The organism is Knoellia pratensis, from assembly GCF_042666395.1.
GTDB lineage: Bacteria > Actinomycetota > Actinomycetes > Actinomycetales > Dermatophilaceae > Knoellia > Knoellia pratensis.
Genome location: NZ_JBHTDJ010000003.1, coordinates 99,510 through 124,211 on the forward strand (window position 1 = coordinate 99,510; position 24,702 = coordinate 124,211).

Here is a 24,702-nt window from a genome sequence, read left to right on the forward strand (position 1 = left end):
GAAGAACCATGCGGCATACAAACTTTTGCTTGACGCACCGACAAAAGGGCAATAGCGTCCGCACCATGATCAGAGGCAATGACGCCTCACCTCTTCTGGTGATGGCAGGGATCGTCAAGCGATTCCCCGGTGTGACCGCGCTCGGCGGTGTCGACCTGGACGTGCGACCGGGAGAGGTGCACTGCCTCCTCGGCCAGAACGGTGCGGGCAAGTCGACCCTCATCAAGGTGCTCGCCGGTGTCCACCAACCCGATGAGGGCACGATCACATGGAACGGCGAGGAGGTTGCGCTCGCTCACCCGCAGGCCGCCATGGACCGTGGCATCGCGACGATCTATCAAGAGCTCGATCTCGTCGAGGGCCTCACAGTCTCCGAGAACGTCTTCCTGGGCCAGGAGCGATCTCGCTTCGGCTTCTCCCAGCGCTCGGCGGCGCGAGCCGAGACCGCGGCCCTGCTGGCGCGGCTGGGTCACCCCGAGATCTCGCCCTCCACCGAGGTGGGCCAGCTGTCCGCGGCCGGCAAGCAGATCGTGAGCATGGCCCGGGCGTTGTCCCGCGACGCCCGACTGATCGTCATGGACGAGCCGTCCGCAGTCCTCGACGGCGGTGAGGTGGAGCGCCTCTTCGATGTCATCCGCGACCTCACTGCGCAAGGTGTGGCCGTTGTCTACATCTCCCACCGGCTCGAAGAGATTCGCGTCATCGGTGACCGCGTGACGGTCCTCAAGGACGGGCGCACCGTCGCCACGGGCCTGCCCGCGAAGGAGACGCCGACGTCGGAGGTCATCAAGCTCATGACCGGTCGCTCGATCGAGTACGTCTTCCCTGCCAGGAGCGTCGTCCCCGCGGGGGAGCCCCTGCTCGAGGTGAAGGGACTGACTCGTCGCGGCGAGTTCGCTGACGTGAGCTTCACCGTCCGTCCGGGCGAGGTCCTGGGTCTCGCGGGACTCGTCGGCGCGGGTCGTTCCGAGATCGTCGAGACCGTCTTCGGTGCCCGTCGGGCAGATGCCGGGACCGTCACAGTCGGTGGGAAGGCACTGCGGGCCGGGTCGGTCAGCGCAGCAGTCGACGCCGGCATCGGTCTCTGCCCCGAGGAGCGCAAGAGCCAGGCTCTCGTCCTCGGCAACAGCGTCGCGTCGAACATAAGCATGGCCACCCTCACCCGCTTCGCCCGAGTGGGCTGGCTTGACCACGGGGCCGAGAACCGTGCCGCCCAGGAGCTGGCCACCGACCTCGACCTGCGCCCGACCGGGGTCACCCGCGAGGTGCGCACCCTGTCGGGCGGAAACCAGCAGAAGGTCGTCCTCGCCCGCTGGTTGCTGCGCGGCTGCCGAGTGCTGCTCCTCGACGAACCCACCCGCGGCGTCGACATCGGCGCCCGGTCCGAGATCTATGCCCTCGTCCGGCGGCTTGCCGACGACGGCGTCGCAGTCGTCGTCGTCTCGAGTGAGATCGAGGAGGTCCTCGGACTCGCTGACCGTGTCCTCGTCGTCGGCGACGGACAGGTCCTTCACGAGGGGCCGTCCACCGACCTCGACGAACACCGCGTGCTCGACATCATCATGAGAGGAGACGCCGCATGAGCGTCGACACCCCATCCACCACCCCCAGCCGCTCGCCCGATGCCGAGGGCACTCAGGAGATGGCCAGCCCTGCGGCGCAGGGGTCGTCACCCAGTGCGCTGGCTCGCTTCTATGGCAGCTCGGCCACCCGCAACCTGGGCCTCGTCATCGCGTTCGCCGTGCTCTTCATCGTCGGGATCGCGACGGGCGGCGACCGCTTCGCCAGCTTCGACAACATCCTCACGATCCTGCGGTTCGCCTCGGTGATCGGTGTGGTCAGCATCGGCATGACCTTCGTGATCTCCGGCGGAGGGATCGACCTCTCGGTCGGCGCCATCGTTGCGCTCTCGTCCGTGTGGGCCACCACCCTGGCCACCCAGACCATGGCCGAGAACACTCACTGGATCCTCATGGTCGGCACCGCCCTGCTCGTGGGGGCGGCGTGTGGGCTGGTCAACGGGCTGCTCATCGCCTACGGCAAGGTGGCCGCCTTCATCGCCACCCTGGCCATGCTCGCCGGAGCGCGTGGACTGGCCGAGATCATCGCCCAGCGCAAGACCCAGATCATTCGCGACCGTGGGTTCATCGACTTCTTCGGTGGCAACGTCGTGGGCATCCCGGTGCTCGTCATCATCTTCGCCGCCGTCGCCGTCCTCGGCTGGATCCTCCTGAACCGCACCACCTTCGGGCGACGCACCCTGGCGATCGGAGGCAACCCCGAAGCAGCGCGACTGGCAGGGATCAAGGTCCAGCGCCAGACGGCATACCTGTATGTCCTGCTCGGTCTCGCCTGCGGACTCGCGGCCGTCATGTTGATGGCCCGCACGACGACCGGCACGTCGACCCACGGGCAGCTCCTCGAGCTCGACTCCATCGCCGCCGTGGTCATTGGAGGCACCCTCCTCAGCGGGGGTCGCGGCACGATCGTCGGCACCGTGCTCGGTGTCCTCATCTTTGCGACGCTCACCAACGTCTTCACGCTCAACAACCTCGACACCTCGACGCAGGCCGTGGCCAAGGGCGTGATCATCGTCGCCGCCGTCCTGCTGCAGCAACGGGTGGCCTCTCGCCGCGCCAGTCCGTAGCCGTCGCGCGCTTCACCTCGGCACGTCCCTCCACCCACTCCCATCCCTTCGGCACGACCAGGAGCACTTCATGAACCGTTCCCGCCTCACCCTCACCCGGCCCGTCCGGACCGCCGCAGCGCTCGGGGTCGTCGCCCTCGTCGCCGCGGGGTGCACGAGCAACACTCCGGAATCGCAGACCACGTCGACCGACTCGGCCAGCAACGCCGCCCCCGCTGGTGACAATGCCAAGCCCGGCGACAAGGTCACCATCGGCTTCTCCGGACCCGCGTCCGACCACGGTTGGCTCGCCGCCATCAACTCCCTGCCCAGGCCGAGGCCAAGAAGTACAGCGACGTCGAGTTCCGCGTCGCCGAGGGCACCAACGACGCGAGCCTGCAGATCTCGCAGATCGAGACCTTCATCAACGACAAGGTGGACGCGATCGTCCTGCTCCCGACCGACGGTGCAGCACTCACCGAGGTGGCGACGAAGGCGACGCAGGCCGGCATCATCGTCGTCAACGTCGACCGTGAGTTCTCCAGCCCGTTCGCCGCCCGCACCACCGTGCTGGGTGACAACTACGGCATGGGCGTGAGCGCCGGGACTCGCGCGTGCACGGTCATCGCCGACAAGAAGCTCACCAATCCGGTCATCGCCGAGATCGCCGGCATCGACGCCCTCCCCCTGACACAGGACCGCAGCAAGGGCTTCGCCGACGCCCTCAAGACGTGCAACCAGACGGTCGACAACCGCGTGGCCGCCGAGTTCACCGTGGCGTCCGGCGAGAGCGTTGCGTCCAACCTGCTCCAGGCCGCGCCCAAGATCGACGTCATCTGGAACCACGACGACGACCAGGGTGTCGGTGTCATGGCCGCCTTCGACAACGCCAATCGCAAGGAGTTCGCCTTCATCGGCGGAGCCGGATCCGCGAACGCCATGCGCTGGATCAAGGAGGGCAAGATGGACTCGACCGTCATCTACCCGCCCACCCAGGCCGCCGATGGCGTGCGACTTGCCCGCCTGCTCGCGCAGGACAAGGGCATGGCCGATCTCGTCCAGGTTGCGGTTCCGCGTCGGATCGTCCTCGACGCTCCTGTGGTGACCAAGGAAAACGTCGACAAGTACCTTCCGCTCGGCTTCGAGTCCTGAGCCGAGTCGGGGGCCTACGCAGATGAGCGAGACACCTGACCCGGCGCAGCCCAGGCGGCTAGGAGTGGCCCTGATCGGCTACGCCTTCATGGGCAAGGCGCACTCCCAGGGCTGGCGCAACGCCCGCAGCTTCTTCGACCCTGCGGTCGTGCCAGAACTGCGCGTTGTATGCGGCCGCGATGCCGAGGCTGCGGGCGACCTCGCCCGCCGCTTCGGCTGGGAGTCGGTCGAGACCGACTGGCGTGCAGCCATTGCGCGTGAGGACGTCGACATCGTCGACATCTGCACGCCCGGCGACACGCACGCCGAGATCGCCCTTGCGGCCCTGGCTGCGGGCAAGCACGTCCTCTGCGAGAAGCCCCTGGCCAACTCGGTCGACGAAGCCGAGACGATGGCGGACGCAGCGGATCAGGCTGGGGCACACGGCATACGCAGCATGGTCGGGTTCACCTACCGGCGTGTGCCGGCGATCGCACTCGCGCGCCAGCTCGTTGCCGACGGACGTATCGGCGAGATCCGGCACGTGCGTGCGCAGTACCTCCAGGACTGGCTCGTCGACCCGGAGTCACCGCTCACCTGGCGGCTCCAGAAGGAGCGTGCCGGGTCGGGTGCGCTCGGCGACATCGGCGCCCACATCATCGACCTGACGCAGTTCGTCACCGGCGACCTCGTGGCCGGAGTCAGTGCTCTCACCGAGACGTTCGTCAAGGAGCGGCCGCTGGCCGACAGCTCGAGTGGGCTGGCGGCGACCACCGGCACGGGCACCGGGCCGGTGACGGTCGACGACGCCGCCGTGTTCATTGGTCGATTCGCCCGTGGGGCCGTGGCGTCCTTCGAGGCGACGCGCTTCGCCACCGGTCGCAAGAACTCGATTCGGTTGGAGTTCAACGGAACTCGCGGCACCATCGCCTTCGACTTCGAGGACATGAACGTCCTCGAGATCTATGAGGCGGACGCCGACCAGCCCGGCTTCCGCCGGATCATCGTCACCGAGGCCGACCACCCCTACGTCGGGGCGTGGTGGCCCCCGGGACACGGGCTCGGCTACGAGCACGGCTTCACCCACCAAGCGGCCGACTTCCTCTCCGCCATCGCCGAAGGCCGCGACCCCGAGCCGTCGTTCGCCGACGGACTCGCCATCCAACGCGTGCTCGACGCCGTCGAGACCAGCGCCGCCAACGGCGCCACCTGGACCCCCATCGAGCCGGTTCCCGTCAGCTGACTCTCGTCAGTTGACTCCGGCGCGCGCCCACCACCATCCCTGGAAGGAGACGTCAGTTCGTCCGGCTTCACCCCCTGTCATTGCAGTGACGAAGGAGCAGCATGAACACCGAAAGCAACCCCGCCCCATTCGCCCTCGCGAAGGCCCTCGGTCTCAACCGGCGCCAGTTCTTCGCGGCCACCACCGGGATGGCTGCAGCAGCAGCCGTCGCCAGCGTGCCGCTGGCCGGCGCGGCCGGTGCAGCGCCAGGACCGAACGGCGTCCTCATCCCGGCCGCCAAGCGCGGCATCATCCTCTACACCGTTCGGGACGCCATCTCGCGCGACCCTGCGTCGTCGCCCTTTGCCTCCGGCTTCAAGGAGGTGCTCACCGAGCTCTCGAACATCGGCTACAGGCAGATCGAGTTCGCCGGCTACCGCCAGCACGCCAACGCCGAGGGCGGCGCCGACCTCAACACGGTCGCCGGGGCCACCCTCCTCCGCTCGTGGCTCGACGCCAACGGTCTCGAGGCCGAGGGCAACCACGGCAGCATCCCGAGCACGGTGACGGACGCGACGATCTCGTCGTTCGACACCGCGTGCGAGATCGCGAACATCCTCGGCATGGGCCACATCGGCACAGGCAACGACCCGACCCGCAGCGCCTACCTCGCCGACTGGCAGGCCGCCGCCACGGTCTGGAACTTCTTCGGTGAGCGCGCGGCCAGCCATGGGCTGAAGCTCTACACCCACAACCACGACATCGCCTACAGCTTCCTGCTGGACAGCGGCCCGGCCGACGCTCTCGGCAACCCAACCCGCAGCAGCGGCATCCGTCGGCTGGAGTGGTTCCTCGAGAACACCGATCCGCAGAACGTCTACCTGGAGATGGACATCTTCTGGGCGCACGTGGCGCAGTACAAGCACCACACCTACACGGCCGCCGACGGCAGCTCGGTCCGTTCGGTCTTCGATCCCGCAGCCCTGGTCGCCGCCCAGACCAAGCGGTTCCCGCTGTTCCACGCCAAGGACGGCAAGAAGAACGCGGCCAGTGCCAACGGCTATGACATCGTCGCGTTCGGTGCCGGTGACATCGACTACTCGACCTTCCTGGGCCGCGTCGGGTCCAGGGGCTCACACAACCCGATGTGGGAGCAGGACACCGCCCCCGGTGGCGCGTTGGCACCCGCTCAGTCGCTCGAGCTCGCGAAGTTCAGCTACGACAACCTGGCCGCCCTGCGCGGCTGATCCCGCACCCTCGCTCACCCGCCCAAGCGGGTGAGCGCCAGTCCCGGAGGTGGCGTCGAAAGCCGTTGCAGCGGCCGACGCCACCCCGGGACTGGCTCGCCCGACACTTCACTGAAGGACGTGGACATGAATTCTATCCATCGCCGAGGCCGGCCACGTGGGGTTTCCACAGCTGCCGCTCTCGTGCTCGCTCTCCTCGCGACAGGAGCCGCCGTTGCGGCGCCTGCCGCAGCACACAACGGTGTCGACCACTCGGCCGAGCCGGGCTCCGAGCCCGCTCTTGACTGGTCGAACTACGAGAAGATCACCCTCACCAAGGACACCGGTGAGCCCATTGACATGGCAGTGATGCCCGACGGCAAGGTGCTGACGACCGCACGCAACGGTGACATCCGTCTCACCGACCCGGACGCCGGGACGACGAAGGTCGTGACCAAGGTTCCGGTCTACAGCAACTCCGAGGACGGCATGCAAACCGTCACGCTCGACCCGCAGTTCGCGACGAACAAGTGGGTCTACCTCTACTACGCACCGCTCGACATGACCGCGCCCTACATCTCGCGCACCCCCACCGGCTCGGCGCCCAACACTGTGCCCGCCGGCCAGGACCCGGCGACCTACTGGGACCAGTGGAAGGGTTACAACCAGCTGAGCCGCGTCAAGTGGAACGACGCGGCCGGCGCGCTCGACCTCAGCACCGAGCAGGTCATCATCAAGGTGGAGCAGCAGCGCGGCCAGTGCTGCCACGTCGCGGGTGACGTCGACTTCGACGCCAACGGCAACGTCTACCTCGCCACCGGTGACAACACGCCGGCAGGCACCCCCGGGGCCAACGGCTTCGCGCCCAACAACGACGCGCCGGGAATGAACCCGGGCTTCGACTCGCGTCGCGGCGCCGGCAACACCAACGACCTGCGCGGCAAGATTCTGCGCCTCCACATCGAGGACAACGGCTCCTACACGATCCCCGCGGGCAACCTGTTCGCACCGGGCACGGCGAAGACCCGTCCCGAGATCTTCGTCATGGGCCTGCGCAACCCGTTCCGCTTCGACGTCGACCCGGGCACCAACTCGGTGAGCTGGGGCGACTACGGACCGGATGCCGGTGCGCCGAGCGCCGAGCGCGGTCCTCTCGGCTACGTCGAGTGGCAGACGACGGCCATCGACCGCCCGGTCAACGGCGGTTGGCCGTACTGCACCGGCAACCAGTTCAACTACAACGAGTGGAACTTCGCGACCGCCACGCCGGGCCCGTTCTTCGACTGTGCTGCCGGCGCGAAGAACAACTCGCGCTGGAACACCGGTCTGGCCACAGTGCCACCGGCCACCCCCGCGACGCTCTACTACGGCGACAACAACACCCACCAGCCGTGGCCGGAGCTGACCGACTTCTCGCCGGCCACCGGTCAGGGCCCGATGGGCGGACCGGTCTACCACTACGACGCCGCGAACCCCTCGACGACGAAGTTCCCGGCGTACTGGGACGAGAAGGCGTTCTTCGCCGAGTTCTCGCAGGACTACCTGGCCGTCTTCGACGTCCAGTGGCCCAACGGGCCGGTGGACCACATCACCAATTTCCTGCCGAACAGCGCCCTGCAGACCAACGGCCAGCCCGACACCGACAGCCCGATCGACATCGAGTTCGGCCCCGACGGCTCGCTCTACGTCCTCGACTACGGCGACGGATTCTTCCGGGCCAACCCCGATGCCGGGCTCTACCGGATCGACTACTCGCCGGGCAACAAGGCGCCGACGGCCCGCATCTCTGCCGACCCGATCTCGAGCAGCGGTGTGCCGCTGACCGTCGAGTTCGACGGCTCGGGCTCGACCGATCCCGAGGGCAGTGCGCTGACCTACGAGTGGGACTTCGACGGTGACGGCACGTTCGACGCCACCGGTGTCGAAGCGACCCACACCTACACGACCCTCGGGTCCTACACCGTCCGGCTTCGGGTCACCGACCCCGAAGGACGGCGTGGCATCACGAGCACCAGGATCAGCGTCGGCAACGTTGCACCGACACTCAACGTGAGCACGCCCAACGGCGGGTTCTTCGACTGGGGTCAGGCCGTGCCGGTCACGGTCACGACGTCCGACCCCGAGGACGGGACCGCCACCGTGTGCTCCCGGGTGGCCTGGACCTTCGGGCTCGGGCACGACGCCCACGCCCACCCGCTGAGCCAGGGGACGGGTTGCCAGTTCGCGATCCCGACTCCCATCGACGCGACGCAGCACGGCGAGACCGAGAACATCTTCGGCGTCGTCGTCATCCGCTACACGGACAACGGTGCGAACGGGGTTGCTCCCGCGACCTCCGAGCGCTCGTTGATCCTCAACCCGAAGGCGCAGGAGGCCGAATGGGCTGACGTCGTCCAGGGTGCCGAGATCGTCTCCGACGCCACGGCGAGCGGTCTGCGCAAGGTCACCTCGCTCGACCCCGGAGACCACCTCGCCTGGGACCCGGTGAACTTCGCCGGTGTCACGGGTGCCACGGTCCGCTCCTCCGGTTCGGGCACGCTGGCCCTGCGCTGGAACGCTCCCGACGCGACGCCGTTCGCGACGGTCGCGGTCTCGGGCAGTGGCTGGAACGACACGGGCGTGAGCTTCGCGAACGCCCCGACGGGGACAGGCGTCCTCTACGTCACGTCCACCGGCGGTGTCGTCCTTGACCGGCTCACCTTCACCGGCAACGGCGTCGCCGACGTGACGCCGCCGACGGTGACCGCAACCCTCGAGCCGGCGCAGCCGACCGGGCAGAACGGCTGGTACACGTCCAACGTGACTGTCCGCGTCACCGCGACGGACAACGGCACGGTCTCGACCCGGCAGGTCTCCACCGACGGTGGCCAGACGTGGACGACGCTCAACGCCAACAACCCCACGACCGTCATCTCCGCGGAGGGCACGACGACCGTGCTCTACCGGGCGACCGACAACGGTGGCAACGTCTCGCAGGTCGGCCAGGTCGTCGTCAAGGTCGACAAGACCGCGCCCACCGTGACGTTCCAGGGTGCGACCGAGGGGGCATCCGTCGGCAACTCCGGCGATGTCACCTGGGCTGCGGCAGACGCGACGTCCGGCATCCAGTCCGTGACGGCGACGCTGGACGGTGTCTCGGTGCCGGGCGACAAGCCCCTCGTGCTGTGGCGCCTCGCACTCGGCGCTCACACGCTGTCCGTCATCGCGAAGGACAACGCCGGGTTGACCACCACGAAGACCCTCACCTTCACGACGACGACGTCGCTCGCCGAGCTCACCAAGCTCACGCAGCGGCTCGCCGACTCCGGTGAGGTCTCCGCGGCCGGTGAGAAGCAGCTGCTCAAGCGGCTCGACCAGGCGAAGAAGCACGCGGACGCCGGTCGCACCCAGGCTGCCGTGACGCAGGTGGAGAGCTTCATCGCCCTTCTCGCCAACCGCACGCTCGTCGTGGACACGACGGCGGCTGCGGCCCTCGACCGTGACGCCAAGGCGGTGATCGCCCAGCTGCGCGGCTGACCCGGAACGGCTCCGCGGCGGGACACCCTCCCGCCGCGGGGCCGCCCCCCGGCCACACACAACCGGCCGGGGCGAAACCTGAACGAACCACGACCCTGCAACAACGACCGACCACCGCAGCACCGACGCGAGGAGCTCTCCGATGACCATGACCACCGAACGCACCGGACTCTGGCTGGTCGGCGCCGGCGGATCTGTCGCGACGACCGTCGCCGCCGGGCTCGCCGCTCTGCGTGCCGGTGTCGCTGCCCCCACCGGGCTCGTCACCGCCCAGTCCGGCCTCGATGGGGCCGACCTCATCGACACCGCAGATCTCGTGACCGGCGGACATGATGTCAGCAGCGTCTCCCTCGCCAAGCGTGCGGAGGCCCTGGCCGCCGCCGGTGTCATCCCCCACGACCTTCCCGGCCTCGTCGCGCACGACCTCGACGAGGCGTCCACCCGCGTCCGTCCCGGCTACGCCCTCGGCGCCGAGGGTCAGCGTGAGGCGGTCGATCGTCTCGCGGACGACCTGCGCGAGTTCCGTGAGCGTGAGGGCCTGGCCCGCGTCGTGGTCATCAACGTCTCCTCGACCGAGGCTCCCGTCGTCCCCCACGCGGCCCACGCCGACCGTCAGGCGCTCGACCTCGCCTGGGACGCCGGGGAGTCCCCGTTGCCCCCGAGCTCGGTGTATGCCGCGGCCGCGTTCGCGGCCGGCTGCGCCTTCGTGGACTTCACCCCCTCCGCCGGCGCGCGCCTTCCGGTGCTCGGCACCCTCGCCGACGAGGCGGGTATGCCGTGGGGCGGCAGCGATGGCAAGACCGGTGAGACGTTGCTCAAGTCGGTGCTCGCGCCGATGTTCGCGATGCGCTCCCTCGACGTGCGTTCCTGGTCCGGGACCAACCTGCTCGGTGGTGGTGACGGCGCAACCCTGGCCTCACCCGACGCCCGCCGGAGCAAGATCGACAGCAAGGCCGCGGGGCTCGAGGCACTCCTCGGGCACGCGGTGGAGGGCCCCTTGCACATCGACCACGTGGCCGACCTCGGTGACTGGAAGACCGCGTGGGACCACGTGACCTTCGCCGGCTTCCTCGGCACCCGGATGACGCTGCAGTTCACCTGGCAGGGGTGTGACTCCGCGCTCGCGGCACCCCTGGTCATCGATCTCGCCCGCTTGCTCGACCTGGCGATGCGCAGAGGTGAGAGTGGTCCCCTGCCGGCGCTCGGGTTCTTCTTCAAGGACCCGGCCGGGCTGGACGAGCACGCCCTGGCCCCGCAGCACGACCTCCTCGTCCGCTGGGCGACGGAGGGTGCGGGCGTTCGTTCATGACTGTGCGTGACCTGGCGGAGCTCGTCCGAGCGCCCGCAGGCCTGACCGTGCCCGGCGACACCCTCGCGGGGGCAGCCAGCGCAGGGTGGCCCGCGGGTCGTCGCACTGCCCTGCTGCCCCTTGCCTCGGTGTCGCTCTACTGGGCCGGAATGGCCCTCAACGACTGGGCCGACCGAGACCTCGATGCCCTCGAGCGCCCCGAGCGCCCGATCCCTTCCGGGCGAGTGACACCGGGGACGGCACTCGCCCTCGCCTCCGGGCTCACCGCGACGGGCGTGGGCCTTGCCGCACGTGCCGGTGGCGCACCAGCCGCCGCGGTGGCGGGCGTGCTGGCCGGTGCCGTCTGGACCTACGACCTCTCGGCGAAGTCGGGGCCTGCGAGCACCGCTGTCATGGCGAGCACCCGGGGACTCGACGTCCTCCTGGGCGCGGCGGCCGGCGGCCTCCCTGCCCTGCGACAGGCGATCGCCCCCGCAGCCCTTCTCGCGGTGCACACCGCGGGCGTCACCGCGTTGAGTCGTGGTGAGGTCCATGGTACGAAGCCGGCAACGGCCCGAGGCGCCCTCTGTGCGACGACCGTGGTCACCACGCTGATCCCCGTCCTCGCGTCAGCGCGCGCGCTCGCCCTGGCCCACTCGCTCGCGGAGGGGCGGGCGGGTCGGGGTCGTGGGAGCCGGGACGGCTGGGTGGCGACGGGTGTCGCGATCGCGGCGGCGACGGCATACGCAAGTTCTGTCGGACGGGCGCAGGTTGCGGCGGTGACCGATCCCGGTGCGGCGACGACCCGCCGTGCCACGGTCGCTGGGATCAAGGGGATGGTGCCGCTCCAGTCGGCACTGGTCGCGTCGGCGGGGGAGGCCGGTGCCGCCCTGGCGCTCGGGGCTCTCTCGTGGGTCGCACGGTCAGCGATGCGCAAGGGGTCGCCGACGTGAGCGGGCTGCGGTTCGGCTACGGCCTCAACGGGTTCACCGACCACCGGCTGCCCGACGCGCTCGCCGTCCTTGCCGATCTGGGCTACGACGGCGTGGCGATCACCCTCGACCACGCGCATCTCGACCCCATCGGTCCGGGACTCGCTCAGCGAGTGGCACTGGCAGCGCGCCTGCTGGCCCGCCACGGACTCGACGTCGTTGTCGAGACCGGTGGTCGCTACGTGCTCGACCCCCGGCGCAAGCACCACCCGACCTTCGTGAGCAACGAGGGACGGGAGCGGCGGATCGACCTCGTGGCCACCGCCCTGCGCCTCGCGCCCGATCTGGGTGCTCGCGTCGTCTCGTGCTGGAGCGGCACGTTGCCGGAGTCGGCCAGCGCCAAGGAGGGATGGGCTCGGGTCGACCACGCGGTGACCAGCCTGCTGCCCGTCGCCCAAGCCGCCGGCGTGACGCTGGCCCTGGAGCCGGAGCCGGGAATGTTCCTCGAGCGGGTCGGCGACGTCGTCGGGCTCGTCGAGCGGTTGGACCGCCCCGCGGCACTCGGGTTGACCATCGATGTCGGTCACCTCACCTGCACCGAGGACGAGTCCCCGGGGTCGGTGATTCGCGGGGCTGGGCACCTCGTCGCCAACGTCCAGATCGACGACATGCGCAGCGGGGTGCACGAGCACCTGCCGTTCGGCGACGGTGAGGTCGACCTGCCAGGCGTGCTCGCGGCCCTGGGCGACATCGACTACGGCGGCCTCGTGCACGTCGAGCTGCCCCGGCACTCGCACGCCGCACCGGTCCTCGCCGAGACGAGCCTGCGCGCCCTGCGCCTCGCCGAGGCCGACGCCCACCAGCTCGAGAGGAGGACCTGACATGGGATGGAAGGACGACGCCGGGCAAGCGGTGGCGGCCGACGCGGATGCGCTCCTCAGCCTGTTCCCGGCTGCGGCCCGGCACGCCCGGGCGGAGGGGGACGACGGCGAGGCGGTGCGGGTCGGACTGCTCGAGGCCGTTGGCGGCGAGCTCGAGGACATCGTGCGGATCGCCACGCTCCTCTACCGGAGAGGCGACAGCGCCGAGAAGCAGGCAGTGCTCGCGGCGCTGCCCGGCCTCGACCGGGCCACCGGAACTCGACCAGCCGTCGGCGACGCGCTCCTCCCCATCGTGCGGGATGCGTTGCGCACCAACGACACTCGACTCGTCGAGCGTGCCCTTGGGGCGTATGCCGCCACGCACCTCGACGACCCCGCGTGGCGTCAGGGTGTCGTCAAGTCGATCTTCATGGGGATCTCGCTCGACACCGTCCCCGACCTCGAGCAACGCACCGACGACGAGCTGCGCCGGATGGTGCGCGACTTCATCGACGAGCGCCGGGCGGCTGGGCGCGACGTCCCAGCCGACGCACGGCGGATCGTCCACACCGACCAGTCCACCTCAACCCCCGGGAGCAGCAGATGAGGATCTTCGACCCGCACATCCACATGACCTCGCGCACGACCGACGACTACGAGCGCATGCACGCCGCCGGGGTGCGGGCGGTCGTCGAGCCGTCGTTCTGGCTCGGCCAGCCGCGCACCAGTGTCGAGTCGTTCTGCGACTACTTCGACGCGCTGCTCGGGTGGGAGCCCTTCCGGGCGCAGCAGTTCGGGATCCAGCACTTCGCGACCATCGGCCTCAACCCCAAGGAGGCCAACGACGAACGCTGCCGGGCGGTGCTTGACGAGCTGCCCCGCTATCTCGTCAAGGACCGTGTGGTGGCGGTGGGCGAGCTCGGCTACGACTCGATGACTCCCGAGGAGGACAAGGTCTTCGCCCACCAGCTGGGTCTGGCACGTGAGCACGGACTGCCGGCCCTCGTGCACACGCCTCATCGTGACAAGCTCGCGGGCACGCGGCGCACACTCGATGTCGTCCGCGAGTCCGGACTTCCGGTTGATCGGGTGCTTGTCGACCACCTCAACGAGGTGACGGTCGGGGTCGTCGCCGGAAGCGGCAGCTGGATGGGCTTCTCGATCTATCCCGACACCAAGATGGACCCGCACCGCATGGTCGCCATCCTGCAGGAGCACGGCACCGAGCGGATGGTCGTCAACTCGGCTGCCGACTGGGGACGCAGCGACCCGCTGCTCACCCTGCGCACGGCGCAGGCCATGCTCGCTGCGGGCTTCTCCGACGACGACGTCGACAAGGTCCTGTGGCGCAACCCGGTGGAGTTCTACGGACAGAGCGGTCGCCTCGAGCTCGAGGACGTCGACCCGGACGTCGGGGCGACCTTCGAGGGCAACTCGGTGCTTCGTGGCGCCAAGGTGGGTTGAGGGTGCGCCTCCACCATGCTGACGGCACCGTCGTGCACCTTGCCTACTGCACCAACGTTCATGCCGGCGACAGTCTCGACGACGTCCTCGCCCACCTCGACCGCTTCGTGCTTCCGGTGCGCAAGCACTTGGGGTCCGACCTCCTCGGGGTCGGGCTGTGGCTCGCAGCCCCGGCCGCCCATGAGCTGGCACAGGACGCCACAGCCACCGATGGGCTGCGGCAGGCTCTCACCCGCCGGGGCCTGGAGACGGTGACGCTCAACGGTTTTCCCTACCGCGGCTTCCAGGAGCCGGTGGTCAAGCAGCGCGTCTACCACCCGGACTGGTCGGAGCAGGAACGACTGGACTACACGGTCGACTGCGCCGCGGTGCTGGCCCGGCTGCTGCCTGACGACGCCGCCCGGGGGAGCGTGTCGACCCTGCCGTTCGCGTGGCGCACCCCCTGGGACCGTGGACAGCACCAGGTCGCGCTGGACAACCTGGGTCGTCTCTCCGACGCTCTCGAGGGCATCGAGGCCCGCACCGGCCGGGTGGTGCGGGTGGGTCTGGAACCCGAGCCCGGATGTGTGGTGGAGACGACGACCGAGGCGGTGGAGCGGCTTGCCGGCGTCAACACCGAGCGCATCGGCGTCAGCCTCGACCTCTGCCACCTCGCCGTCGGCTTCGAGGACGCGGTGCAGGCACGGGATCGCATCGCAGGGGCTGGGCTCCCGGTCACCAAGGCCCAGGTCTCTGCGGCCGTGCACGCCGACGACCCGGCCGACCCCGCCACCCGGCGGGCCCTGGCGCAGTTCGACGAGGTGCGGTTCCTGCACCAGGTGCGCGGACGGCATACCGACGGGTCCATCTCAGCGCGTGACGACCTCCCGGACGCGCTCGGAGGAAGCGACCCGCTGGAGGAGCGCGCCGACGACGGCTCGGCCGTGCCGTGGCGGGTGCACTTCCACGTGCCGCTCGACCTCGATCCCGAGCCGCCACTTCGCGCGACCCGGGACCACACCGTGGCCTCGCTCGACGCCCTGGTCGGAGGCGAGCACGCCGCGACCGACCACCTCGAGGTGGAGACCTACACCTGGGGTGTGCTGCCCGATGCGGCCCGCCCTCGCACCGACGACGACCTCTCCCGGCGGATCGCTGGCGAGATCGCCTGGGTGCGTGACCAGCTGATCGACCTCGGCCTCAAGGAGACCCCGTGACCACCACTGCACGCCCCCAGGTTGCCTCCGCCCCCGTGGGCGGTGTGGCGCCGAAACCAGTGCTGCTGCTCGACGTCGTCGGTCTCACGCCCCGCGCACTCAAGGACATGCCCCGCCTCCGCGAGCTCGCCGAGAAGGGCAGCAGCGCCACTCTGGGCACGGTCCTTCCGGCCGTCACCTGCTCGGTGCAGTCGACCATCCTCACCGCAACCCTGCCGAGCGAGCACGGCGTCGTCGGCAACGGCTGGTTCTTCCGGGACCTCGGCGAGATCATGTTCTGGCGTCAGCCGAACAGCCTCGTCGAGGGCGAGAAGCTCTGGGACACACTGCGCAGCGCATACCCCGACGCCAAGGTCGCGAACGTGTGCTGGTGGTATGCGATGGGTATGGATGTCGACACGGTCGTGACTCCTCGCCCCGTCTACCACGCCGACGGACGCAAGAGTCCTGACTGCTACACCCGCCCCACCCGGCTGCGTGACGAGCTGACCGAGGCCCTCGGCGAGTTCCCGTTGTTCCAGTACTGGGGGCCCACGGCGGCCATCGCGTCCTCGCGGTGGATCGTCGAGGCCACCCGGCGGATCATGCCCCACCACGACCTCACGATGGCCTACGTCCCGCACCTCGACTACGACCTCCAGCGCTTCGGTCCGCGGTCACCGCAGGCGTCCGCCGCCGCGGCAGAGCTGGACGCGGTGCTGGCGCCCCTGCTCGACGACGCGGCCCGGTTCGGCGTCGAGGTGGTCGTGCTCAGCGAGTACGGCATCACCGAGGTCGACCGGCCCGTGCACCTGAACCGGGTGCTGCGCCGGGCCGGGCTGCTCGAGGTCCACACGCAGGAGGGCATGGAGTACCTCGACCCGTGGGCCTCGCCGGCGTTCGCCGTGGCCGACCACCAGGTGGCGCACGTCTACGTCAAGGACGTCGGGCGGCTCGAAGAGGTTCGCACGCTGCTCGAGGCCACTCCCGGGGTGGAGCAGGTACTCGACCGCGAGGCCCAGGCGGCGCAGGGCCTTGATCACGCGCGCAGCGGGGACCTCGTCGTCGTCGCCGAGGCCCGTGCCTGGTTCACCTACTACTACTGGCTGGAGGACGCGAGGGCACCCGACTTCGCCCGCGGCGTCGAGATCCACCGCAAGCCGGGCTACGACCCCGCAGAGCTGTTCTTCGACCCGGCCGACAAGACCGCCAAGGCCCGCGCCGGGCTCTCTCTGGTGCGCAAGAAGGTCGGACTGCGCTACTCGATGAAGGTCGTGCCGCTCGACGCCCGCTGGGTGAAGGGGAGCCACGGACGGCTCCCGGAGGACGCGGCCGACGGACCTGTGCTGATCACCTCCACACCGGGTCGACTGCGTGAGACGGTGGCAGCGACCGAGGTGCGTGACGTCGTGCTGCGGGCCGCGGGCGTCGAGGTCGCCCTCACCCACTGACGGATCGACGAGCCCTGCGCTGCAACCACTTCCACCTCCACCACCCCGACCGCAAGGAGCACCGCGATGACGCGTCCGATCACTCTCTTCACCGGCCAGTGGGCCGACCTGCCTTTCGAGGAGGTATGCCGTCTGGCCGCCTCCTGGGGGTATGACGGCCTCGAGATCGCCTGCTGGGGCGACCACTTCGAGGTCGACCGCGCGCTGGCCGAGGACGACTACGTGGCCGGGCGTCGCGAGATCCTGGAGCGTCACGGCCTGGGCGTCTGGGCCATCTCGAATCACCTTGTGGGACAGGCGGTCTGCGACGACCCGATCGACCAGCGGCACCAGGACATCCTGCCGCCGGACATCTGGGGCGACGGTGACCCCGAGGGGGTGCGGCAGCGGGCGGCGCAACGCATGGCCGACACCGCGCGCGCCGCTGCGCTGTTGGGCGTCGAGGTCGTCATCGGCTTCACCGGGTCGGCCATCTGGAAGTACGTCGCGATGTTCCCGCCGGTGTCGGCGCAGACGATCGAGGCCGGCTACCAGGACTTCGCCGACCGGTGGAACCCGATCCTCGACGTCTTCGACGAGGTCGGCGTGCGCTTCGCCCACGAGGTGCACCCCAGCGAGATCGCCTACGACCACTGGACGACGGTGCGCACCCTCGAGGCCATCGGCCACCGCCCGGCGTTCGGCCTCAACTGGGACCCCTCGCACATGGTGTGGCAGGACCTCGACCCGGCGGCCTTCATCTGGGACTTCCAGGACCGGATCTACCACGTCGACTGCAAGGACGTGCGCATGCGGGTGCGCAACGGCCGCAACGGGAGGCTGTCGTCGCACCTGCCGTGGAACGACCCCCGGCGCGGCTGGGACTTCGTCTCGACCGGCCACGGTGACGTCCCGTGGGAGGACTGCTTCCGGACCCTCGGCGCCATCGGCTACTCGGGCCCGATCTCGGTCGAGTGGGAGGACGCGGGCATGGACAGACTCGTCGGTGCCGCTGAGGCTGTTGGCTTCGTGCGCCGCATCGCCCTCGAGCCTCCGGCCGCTGCGTTCGACGCAGCATTCAGCTCGGGGAAGGACGCATGAGCGACTTCACGCCCACCCGCGAGGACAAGTTCTCGTTCGGCCTGTGGACCGTCGGCTGGCAGGGCGTCGACGTCTTCGGTGGCGCAGTGCGTCCTCCGCTCGACCCGGCCGAGGCGGTCCACCGGCTCTCGGACCTCGGCGCGTGGGGCATCACCTTCCACGACGACGACGTCATCCCGTTCGGCGCGAGCACCCAGGAGCGGCTCGACCACCTCACGCCCTTCCGCAAGGCGCTCGCCGAGACCGGACTGGTCGTGCCGATGGTGACGACAAACCTGTTCTCCCACCCCGTTTTTCGCGACGGCGGCTTTACCAACAACGATCGTGACGTGCGCCGTTTCGCGATCAGCAAGGTGGCCGACAACATCGACCTCGCCGTCGAGCTCGGCGCGACGACGTTCGTGGCGTGGGGCGGTCGCGAGGGTGCGGAGTCGGGTGCCGCCAAGGACGTCCGGGCGGCCCTCGACCGCTACAAGGAGGCGTTCGACGTCCTCGGCGCCTACGTCCTCGAGCAGGGCTACGACCTCAAGTTCGCCCTCGAGCCCAAGCCCAACGAGCCGCGCGGCGACATCCTGCTCCCCACCATCGGCCACGCTCTCGCCTTCATCAACGAGCTCGAGCACCCGGAGCTGGTCGGCCTCAACCCCGAGGTGGGGCACGAGGAGATGGCCGGGCTCAACTACGCCCACGGCATCGCCCAGGCGCTCTGGCACGGCAAGCTCTTCCACCTCGACCTCAATGGCCAGCACGGGCCGCGCTTCGACCAGGACCTGCGGTTCGGTGCGGGCAATGCCCGCGGCGCGTTCTGGACCGTTGACACGGTCGAGCAGGGCGGCTACGACGGTCCGCGCCACTTCGACTTCAAGCCCCCACGCACCGAGGACATGGACGGAGTGTGGGCGTCGGCCGCCGGCTGCATGCGCAACTACCTCGTCCTGCGTGAGAAGTCGCTCGCGTTCCGGGCCGACCCTGAGGTCCAGGCGGCGCTCAAGGCCTCGCGGCTCGACGAGCTCGCCACCCCCACGCTGACGCCGGGCGAGGGCCTCGATGCGCTCCGCGCGGAGAGCTTCGACCCGGAGGCGGCCGCCGCCCGCGGAATGGGCTTCGAGCACCTCGACCAGCTCGCCCTCGACCACCTCTACGGGATCCGGTGAGGCCACGACGGCGTATGCCGTCGGCTCGCCTGGCGCTCGCACTAGAGTGCCGAGGGTGACCGAGAACGCGACTCCCGAGCAGCCCGCCACCGACGCCCCCGCAGCTCCCGCACCCGCTCCCGCGAGCAGTCCCCACCTCGACGAGATCCGTGCCGGCTACGCCTTCGCGGGGCCCGCGCTCGACTTCGGTGCAGCAGTCATCGACGACGTCGCCCACCCGGACACCCCGGTGCGCATCCCGCTCGCCGTCCTCAACCGCCACGGCCTCGTCGCCGGGGCCACGGGTACGGGCAAGACGAAGACCCTGCAGCTCATGGCCGAGCAGCTCAGCGGTCAGGGCGTCCCGGTGTTCCTCGCCGACATCAAGGGTGACCTGTCCGGCATGGCCAGCCCGGGAGCGCCCAGCGACCGGACCACAGCGCGGGCCACAGACGTCGGACAGGACTGGCAGCCCACGGCATACCCGACCGAGTTCCTGTCCCTCGGTGGCCAGGGCAAGGGCATCGCCATCCGCGCCACCATCACCGACTTCGGCCCGACGCTGTTGTCCAAGGTCCTCGGCCTCAACGACACCCAGGAGTCCAGCCTCGGACTCGTCTTCCACTACGCAGACAAGAACGGCCTCGCGCTCCTCGACCTCAAGGACCTGCGCGCTGTCATCGCCCACCTCGTGAGTGACGAGGGCAAGCCCGAGCTCAAGGCGCTCGGCGGCCTCTCGTCCGCGACGGCCGGCGTGATCCTGCGCGAGCTCATCGCCTTCGAGGACCAGGGCGCGGACGCGTTCTTCGGTGAGCCGGCGTTCGAGACCAGTGACCTGCTGCGCACGGCCGGCGACGGCAAGGGTCTCGTCACCTGCCTCGAGCTGCCCGGCGTGCAGGACCGTCCGGCGCTCTTCTCGACCTTCCTCATGTGGATGCTCGCGGACCTCTTCCACGACCTGCCCGAGGTCGGCGACATCGACAAGCCCAAGCTCGTCTTCTTCTTCGACGAGGCGCACCTCCTGTTTGCGGACGCGAGCAAGTCCTTCCAGGAGGCGATCGAGCAGACCGTCCGCCTCATCCGCTCCAAGGGTGTCGGCGTCTTCTTCGTGACGCAGTCGCCCAAGGACGTGCCCTCCGGTGTGCTCGGTCAGCTCGGCAACCGGGTGCAGCACGCCCTGCGCGCCTTCACTCCCGACGACGCCAAGGCGCTCAAGGCCGCAGTGGGGACCTACCCCCACAGCGACTATGACCTCGAGGAGCTGCTCACGTCACTCGGCACCGGTGAGGCCGTCGTCACGGTCCTGTCCGAGAAGGGCGCGCCGACCCCCGTTGCGTGGACTCGCATGCGCGCACCGCTGTCGCTCATGGCGCCGTCCACCGACGCCGTGCTCGATGCCGCGATCGCCGCGTCACCGATCGCGTCGAAGTACGCCGCCGTCGCGGACCGCGAGTCGGCCTACGAGAAGCTCGCGGCTCGCGTCGTGGCACCGCCCGTCGCGGAGGCCCCGCAGCCGTCACGGGCTCCCACCGCCGCCAGGAAGACTGCTGCCCCCAAGGAGGACCCGGGTCTGGTCTCGCAGGTCATCAAGTCGAGCGCCTTCAAGTCGGCGCTGCGATCGGCCGGCACGGTCCTCGGCCGCGAGATCACCCGCTCGATCTTCGGCACGCGCAAGCGCTGACCGACGAACGTTATTCTGCGCCGGTCGCGCGAGCGGCGCAGACCCTGAACAGCGGCGTCCCCATCGGGGCGCCGCTGGTCACGTTGAGCGCCGGTCTCGCAGGTCATCAAGTCGAGCGCCTTCAAGTCGGCGCTGCGATCGGCCGGCACGGTCCTCGGCCGCGAGATCACCCGCTCGATCTTCGGCACGCGCAAGCGCTGACCGACGAACGTTATTCTGCGCCGGTCGCGCGAGCGGCGCAGACCCTGAACAGCGGCGTCCCCATCGGGGCGCCGCTGGTCACGTTGAGCGCCGCTGGCGCCAGCCGCACACCACCGCGTCAGAGGGTGAGCAGGGCTCTCGCGTAGGCGCATTCGACGTCCGGATCGCTGAGCGTATGCCGTGTGCTGTCGACCGCAGCATACGTCACCTCCCAGCCGTCCCCGACTCGGCGGAGGGACTCGAGCCGGTCTCCGAGCAGTGCCCGCAACTGGTCCTCGCGGGGCAGCCACAGCGACTGGTCCAGGCTGACGGAGTCCAGCGCCCACTCGGTCGTGCCGTTGAAGCCGAGGACGGTCTGGTCGGCGAAGTGCTGCGGTTCGATCGTCAGGTTGCTGATCCAGAAGACCTCGTCGGCCAGCGCTGCGTTGTCGATGACGAACCGATCGCCGGCTGCGGGCTCCCACAGGACTCCGGCGTCGTGGGCGAGGCTGCGGGCGAGGTCGAGACTGATCATCTCCCCATCATGACCCGACTCCGCGTGGCGTCACCACCAGGAGATGACTGCCGCCGTCCCCGAGATGACGGCCCAGAACCGCAGCGCTCGGCCGACCAGTCCAGTGATGAGGAAGACCGACAGGCGCACCCGCAACGCACCCGCGACGACGGCGAGCACGGCATACGGGGGGAGGCCCGCCGCGGCGGACACGAGGAGCAGCCCGGCCATGAACCACGGACGTCCGTCGGTGCGGGTGCGCCACTTCTCCATCGCCGCAGCAGCCTTGGGTTTGCGCATGCGCCGCGCGACGAAGGGGAAGCGTTCGAGCTCCCAGCCGCCGTAGTACCAGAGCAGCTTGCCCGCCATCTGCCCGATCGTCGCTGCGGCCACGAGAAGCCACGTGGGTGCACGGTCCTGGGTCGCGGCGACCACGAGGAGCGCCTCGATGTTGATGACCGGCACGATCGCCGAGGCCACACCGAGGCCGAGAGTCGTGAGGGCCTCAAGCCACATGGGGCGCGCCCGGGGGCCGATCCGCCTCGGTCTGCGCGTCCGCGTCCGCCGGCACGGGCAGGCCGATCCGGAGCAGCCGCGCGAGAGACCAGGACTTCAGGGCGAGCAGGGCGAGCGCGATGCCGAGTCCGACCCACATCCAGCCGGTCACGAGCAGCAGAACCGCGAAGAGGGCACTGTTGACGGCCTTCGCCGGCTTGGACCAGTTCCAGAGCCAGATCTGACGGTCGACGACGTTGAAGTAGTTGGGGCTGCGGATCGGCCACGCGAGGAACGCGATCGACAGGAAGCTGTCGACGACCATGAACTCCGCGAGGTAGACGAAGACCGCTGGCGCGAGCTCGGGCTGCAGCCACACCAACCCGAAGTAGAAGGCCCCGGCGTTGAACCGGTCCGAGAAGATGTCGAGCACAGCACCGATCCGCGTCTCGCACGAGCGCAGTCGTGCCCACGCCCCGTCAGCCATGTCGCCGACCCAGTAGATCGCGAGCGCGACGACGAGCAGGGTGAGGCTGCGGTCATGCACCGCCCACGCAGCCACCACCGCCGACGCGATCGTGCGCACGGCCGTGATGACGGTCGCGCCCGTCCACAGACGTTCGACGCCGATCCCGACATCTGTTGTGTGCTCCCCCAAGAGCGCAGATCCCCACATCCGCTCAGGATAGGTCGCTCAGCCCACCAATGCGGCGATCACGGGAATCACCGACGCAGCAGGTCCCAGACGGGGTAGCGAAAGACGCGGCCACTCCGCCACGTGAGCCCAGCCGCGAGCAGGGGAAGCAGGACCGAGGCCGCCAACCACACCAGCGCGAGAACACCACCCGTCGTGTCGTGGTGGGTCACCAGGGCCAGGCCGACGCCGCCGACGAGCAGAAAGAGCTGCTGCGCGTGGAACCGGAGGATGGCAGCAGCGGTCAGTTGCACCAGTGGCCGATGATCCCTGCGCGACACATGGGCCACCAGGGCAACCAAGGGCATGACGATGGTGAACGCCGCAATGAGGTGGAGCGCTGCGGCGTAGAGGCGGCCGTCGTCAGCACGGGGCAGGGGACTGAGGTCCTGCCGCAGTTGATCCTGATAGTTCCCCTCGCCCACACGCTCAGGATAGGTCGCTCACCCCAGCAGAGCGGCGATCGCGAGAATCACGGGCACCGAGCCCATCGTCGTGATGAGGATCGTGTCGCGGGCGAGCACCGTCGCCCGGTCGTAGCGGGTCGCGTGGACGAAGATGTTCTGCGCCGTCGGCAGGCCCGAGCAGACCACGATGGCGAGCAGAGCGTGACCGTCGACTCCGAGCGCGAAGTGCGCGACGGCATACGCGACCACGGGTTGGACCACGAGCTTGAGCGCCGACGTCGTCGCGAGCTCGCTCACCGATCCGGCGGCACCGAGGCCGGGTCCGAGCCGCAGCGCGATGCCGTAGGCGATGAGCATCGACGGCACCGCGAGGTTGCCGAGAAGCTCGAGTGGGTTGCCGACGAAGTCCGGCAGCGTCCACCCCGTCACCGACAGCAGCAGCCCGATGAGCGAGCCGACGGTGAGCGGATTCCTGAACGGCCGCGTGACGAGCTGCGCGAACGATGGCGACCGACCCAAGGCGTCAGCATCCAGCAGCGCCAACGCAATCGGCTGCAGGACCAGGAGCTGGAGGAGCAGGGTCGGCGCGACGTAGGACGCGTCCCCGAGGACATAGCTCGCCACCGGGATACCCAGGTTTCCCGCATTCACGTATGCCGCCGAGAGGGCTCCGATGGTCCCCTCACCCAGGCGTCGGTGCCAGACAAAGCGCGCCAGCCCGGCATAGATGCCCAGCGGCACGACCACCGCCACCGCGGTGGCGGCAAGGTTGGCCGACAGGACCTCGTGGACGTCGGCCCGACTCAGAGTCACGACCATGAGCGCCGGTGAACCGACGAAGAACGAGACCTGCGACAGGATCCGCTGAGCGGTCAGGTCGAGGATGCGCAGGTGGGCGAGGAGGGCGCCGACGCCGATGACGACGGCGATCGTCGCGAACCCCGTGAAGACTCCCTGCACCCAGTCAGGCTAGATGTGGACCTCTGAGGGCGGGGTGGCCGTCTCGTCGTGGGTGCGCCCGGTTCAGCGGCCGGGTGTCCGGCTGAGCCGGTGGCGGGTGTTCTTGACGCGGTTCTGGCAGGTGACGGAACAGAAGCTGCGGCTGCCGTTCTTGGAGAGGTCGACATGGACGCGGTCGCACTCCGGTGCCGAGCAGACGCCGAGCCGTCCGGCGCGCTCGCTGCCGATCGCGAGGGCCAGGGCTGCCGCGCACCCCGCTGCCCACCCGTCGCCGAGCCGGTCGGTGGGTCCGTGGAAGTGCAGGTCCCACACCGTGCCGTGCTGGTCGAGCCGGGGGGCTGGGCGGGACCAGGCCAGAAGCTCGTTGGTCGCGGCGGCGGCCCGCTCGAAATCTTCGTCAGCGGCGGCCTCGAAGATCCGTCGCGCGTCGCGGGCGAACCGGCCCAGGACCCTCGCATCGCGCTCCTCCACTCGTGGCTTCCGGCCCTCCCGGACGAGGACGGTGCCCAGCTCCTGGCGCAACGCTGGGCCGACCAGCCTCTCCGCCGGGCGACCCCCGGCACAGGAGCACGTCTGGGTGTTCACCAGACCTGTTGCCACTCGGAGGAGGTCCACGACGTGACTGTCAAAACGCATTTGAACAGGTTACGCCCCGGTCCTAACGTCT

General features: G+C 69.6%; 21 protein-coding genes and 1 pseudogene. 16 read left to right on the forward strand and 6 right to left on the reverse strand.

The genetic code is table 11. The features are described from left to right. Positions 1–101 precede the first annotated feature (101 nt). From ACFQRE_RS10265 to ACFQRE_RS10340, 16 genes and pseudogenes are all read left to right on the forward strand, one after another. Positions 102–1,583: a sugar ABC transporter ATP-binding protein gene (locus ACFQRE_RS10265; RefSeq protein ID WP_380124230.1), complete on the forward strand. Its 1,482-nt coding sequence runs from the start codon at positions 102–104 to the stop codon at positions 1,581–1,583. Continuing rightward, complete coding sequence (locus tag ACFQRE_RS10270; protein WP_380121873.1) at positions 1,580–2,647, forward strand: ABC transporter permease; 1,068 nt, start codon at positions 1,580–1,582, stop codon at positions 2,645–2,647. The genes ACFQRE_RS10265 and ACFQRE_RS10270 overlap by 4 nt, the downstream gene beginning before the upstream one ends. A 70-nt stretch (positions 2,648–2,717) precedes the next feature. After that, positions 2,718–3,778: pseudogene (locus ACFQRE_RS10275) on the forward strand (substrate-binding domain-containing protein). Between the two features lie 22 nt (positions 3,779–3,800). Continuing rightward, positions 3,801–5,000 (forward strand): Gfo/Idh/MocA family protein, encoded by a 1,200-nt coding sequence (locus ACFQRE_RS10280; protein WP_380121875.1) that lies wholly within the window; start codon positions 3,801–3,803, stop codon positions 4,998–5,000. A gap of 101 nt (positions 5,001–5,101) precedes the next feature. Beyond that, positions 5,102–6,226 carry a sugar phosphate isomerase/epimerase family protein gene (locus ACFQRE_RS10285; protein WP_380121878.1) on the forward strand — a complete coding sequence of 375 codons (1,125 nt, stop codon included), beginning with the start codon at positions 5,102–5,104 and terminating at the stop codon, positions 6,224–6,226. Between the two features lie 126 nt (positions 6,227–6,352). Then, complete coding sequence (locus tag ACFQRE_RS10290) at positions 6,353–9,721, forward strand: PQQ-dependent sugar dehydrogenase (protein ID WP_380121880.1); 3,369 nt, start codon at positions 6,353–6,355, stop codon at positions 9,719–9,721. Between the two features lie 142 nt (positions 9,722–9,863). Next, a complete protein-coding gene (locus ACFQRE_RS10295) occupies positions 9,864–11,030 on the forward strand; it encodes an inositol-3-phosphate synthase (RefSeq protein WP_380121883.1) in 1,167 nt (388 codons plus the stop codon). After that, positions 11,027–11,962 (forward strand): SCO3242 family prenyltransferase, encoded by a 936-nt coding sequence (locus tag ACFQRE_RS10300; protein ID WP_380121885.1) that lies wholly within the window; start codon positions 11,027–11,029, stop codon positions 11,960–11,962. Before ACFQRE_RS10295 ends, ACFQRE_RS10300 begins: the two co-directional genes overlap by 4 nt. Then, the gene (locus ACFQRE_RS10305; RefSeq protein ID WP_380121887.1) at positions 11,959–12,822 is read left to right on the forward strand and encodes a sugar phosphate isomerase/epimerase family protein; all 864 of its coding nucleotides are present in this window, start codon (positions 11,959–11,961) and stop codon (positions 12,820–12,822) included. The genes ACFQRE_RS10300 and ACFQRE_RS10305 overlap by 4 nt, the downstream gene beginning before the upstream one ends. Position 12,823: 1 nt before the next feature. After that, a complete protein-coding gene (locus tag ACFQRE_RS10310; RefSeq protein WP_380121889.1) occupies positions 12,824–13,408 on the forward strand; it encodes an EboA domain-containing protein in 585 nt (194 codons plus the stop codon). Continuing rightward, positions 13,405–14,265 (forward strand): TatD family hydrolase, encoded by an 861-nt coding sequence (locus ACFQRE_RS10315; protein WP_380121892.1) that lies wholly within the window; start codon positions 13,405–13,407, stop codon positions 14,263–14,265. The genes ACFQRE_RS10310 and ACFQRE_RS10315 overlap by 4 nt, the downstream gene beginning before the upstream one ends. Positions 14,266–14,267: 2 nt before the next feature. Next, positions 14,268–15,461: a metabolite traffic protein EboE gene (gene eboE, locus ACFQRE_RS10320; protein WP_380121894.1), complete on the forward strand. Its 1,194-nt coding sequence runs from the start codon at positions 14,268–14,270 to the stop codon at positions 15,459–15,461. Beyond that, positions 15,458–16,891, forward strand: coding sequence for an alkaline phosphatase family protein (locus ACFQRE_RS10325; RefSeq protein ID WP_380121896.1), 1,434 nt, complete (start codon positions 15,458–15,460; stop codon positions 16,889–16,891). Before eboE ends, ACFQRE_RS10325 begins: the two co-directional genes overlap by 4 nt. A gap of 66 nt (positions 16,892–16,957) precedes the next feature. After that, positions 16,958–17,971: a sugar phosphate isomerase/epimerase family protein gene (locus ACFQRE_RS10330; protein ID WP_380121898.1), complete on the forward strand. Its 1,014-nt coding sequence runs from the start codon at positions 16,958–16,960 to the stop codon at positions 17,969–17,971. Further along, a complete protein-coding gene (gene xylA, locus ACFQRE_RS10335; protein WP_380121901.1) occupies positions 17,968–19,125 on the forward strand; it encodes a xylose isomerase in 1,158 nt (385 codons plus the stop codon). Before ACFQRE_RS10330 ends, xylA begins: the two co-directional genes overlap by 4 nt. Before the next feature lie 55 nt (positions 19,126–19,180). Next, positions 19,181–20,785 carry a helicase HerA-like domain-containing protein gene (locus tag ACFQRE_RS10340; protein ID WP_380121903.1) on the forward strand — a complete coding sequence of 535 codons (1,605 nt, stop codon included), beginning with the start codon at positions 19,181–19,183 and terminating at the stop codon, positions 20,783–20,785. Positions 20,786–21,104: 319 nt separating this feature from the next. On the opposite strand, the gene ACFQRE_RS10345 is transcribed toward ACFQRE_RS10340, so the two are convergent. The 6 genes from ACFQRE_RS10345 to ACFQRE_RS10370 form a co-directional block, all read right to left on the reverse strand. Continuing rightward, positions 21,105–21,500 (reverse strand): hypothetical protein, encoded by a 396-nt coding sequence (locus ACFQRE_RS10345; protein WP_380121906.1) that lies wholly within the window; start codon positions 21,498–21,500, stop codon positions 21,105–21,107. Between the two features lie 30 nt (positions 21,501–21,530). Beyond that, the gene (locus tag ACFQRE_RS10350; protein ID WP_380121908.1) at positions 21,531–21,995 is read right to left on the reverse strand and encodes a VTT domain-containing protein; all 465 of its coding nucleotides are present in this window, start codon (positions 21,993–21,995) and stop codon (positions 21,531–21,533) included. Continuing rightward, on the reverse strand, positions 21,985–22,650 hold the full coding sequence (locus ACFQRE_RS10355; RefSeq protein ID WP_380121910.1) for a CDP-alcohol phosphatidyltransferase family protein: 666 nt from the start codon (positions 22,648–22,650) through the stop codon (positions 21,985–21,987). Before ACFQRE_RS10355 ends, ACFQRE_RS10350 begins: the two co-directional genes overlap by 11 nt. Before the next feature lie 47 nt (positions 22,651–22,697). Then, complete coding sequence (locus ACFQRE_RS10360; RefSeq protein WP_380121912.1) at positions 22,698–23,093, reverse strand: DUF4870 domain-containing protein; 396 nt, start codon at positions 23,091–23,093, stop codon at positions 22,698–22,700. A gap of 18 nt (positions 23,094–23,111) precedes the next feature. After that, positions 23,112–24,035, reverse strand: coding sequence for an AEC family transporter (locus tag ACFQRE_RS10365; RefSeq protein WP_380121915.1), 924 nt, complete (start codon positions 24,033–24,035; stop codon positions 23,112–23,114). A gap of 63 nt (positions 24,036–24,098) precedes the next feature. Continuing rightward, the gene (locus ACFQRE_RS10370; RefSeq protein WP_380121917.1) at positions 24,099–24,671 is read right to left on the reverse strand and encodes a CGNR zinc finger domain-containing protein; all 573 of its coding nucleotides are present in this window, start codon (positions 24,669–24,671) and stop codon (positions 24,099–24,101) included. Positions 24,672–24,702 lie beyond the last annotated feature (31 nt).

Coding starts and splice junctions, on each gene's coding strand:
- ACFQRE_RS10265 (WP_380124230.1), top strand. CDS start 102: ATGGCAGGGATCGTCAAGCGATTCCCCGGTGTGACCGCGCTCGGCGGT.
- ACFQRE_RS10270 (WP_380121873.1), top strand. CDS start 1,580: ATGAGCGTCGACACCCCATCCACCACCCCCAGCCGCTCGCCCGATGCC.
- ACFQRE_RS10280 (WP_380121875.1), top strand. CDS start 3,801: ATGAGCGAGACACCTGACCCGGCGCAGCCCAGGCGGCTAGGAGTGGCC.
- ACFQRE_RS10285 (WP_380121878.1), top strand. CDS start 5,102: ATGAACACCGAAAGCAACCCCGCCCCATTCGCCCTCGCGAAGGCCCTC.
- ACFQRE_RS10290 (WP_380121880.1), top strand. CDS start 6,353: ATGAATTCTATCCATCGCCGAGGCCGGCCACGTGGGGTTTCCACAGCT.
- ACFQRE_RS10295 (WP_380121883.1), top strand. CDS start 9,864: ATGACCATGACCACCGAACGCACCGGACTCTGGCTGGTCGGCGCCGGC.
- ACFQRE_RS10300 (WP_380121885.1), top strand. CDS start 11,027: ATGACTGTGCGTGACCTGGCGGAGCTCGTCCGAGCGCCCGCAGGCCTG.
- ACFQRE_RS10310 (WP_380121889.1), top strand. CDS start 12,824: ATGGGATGGAAGGACGACGCCGGGCAAGCGGTGGCGGCCGACGCGGAT.
- ACFQRE_RS10315 (WP_380121892.1), top strand. CDS start 13,405: ATGAGGATCTTCGACCCGCACATCCACATGACCTCGCGCACGACCGAC.
- ACFQRE_RS10330 (WP_380121898.1), top strand. CDS start 16,958: ATGACGCGTCCGATCACTCTCTTCACCGGCCAGTGGGCCGACCTGCCT.
- xylA (WP_380121901.1), top strand. CDS start 17,968: ATGAGCGACTTCACGCCCACCCGCGAGGACAAGTTCTCGTTCGGCCTG.
- ACFQRE_RS10345 (WP_380121906.1), bottom strand. CDS start 21,500: ATGATCAGTCTCGACCTCGCCCGCAGCCTCGCCCACGACGCCGGAGTC.
- ACFQRE_RS10350 (WP_380121908.1), bottom strand. CDS start 21,995: ATGTGGCTTGAGGCCCTCACGACTCTCGGCCTCGGTGTGGCCTCGGCG.
- ACFQRE_RS10355 (WP_380121910.1), bottom strand. CDS start 22,650: ATGTGGGGATCTGCGCTCTTGGGGGAGCACACAACAGATGTCGGGATC.
- ACFQRE_RS10370 (WP_380121917.1), bottom strand. CDS start 24,671: ATGCGTTTTGACAGTCACGTCGTGGACCTCCTCCGAGTGGCAACAGGT.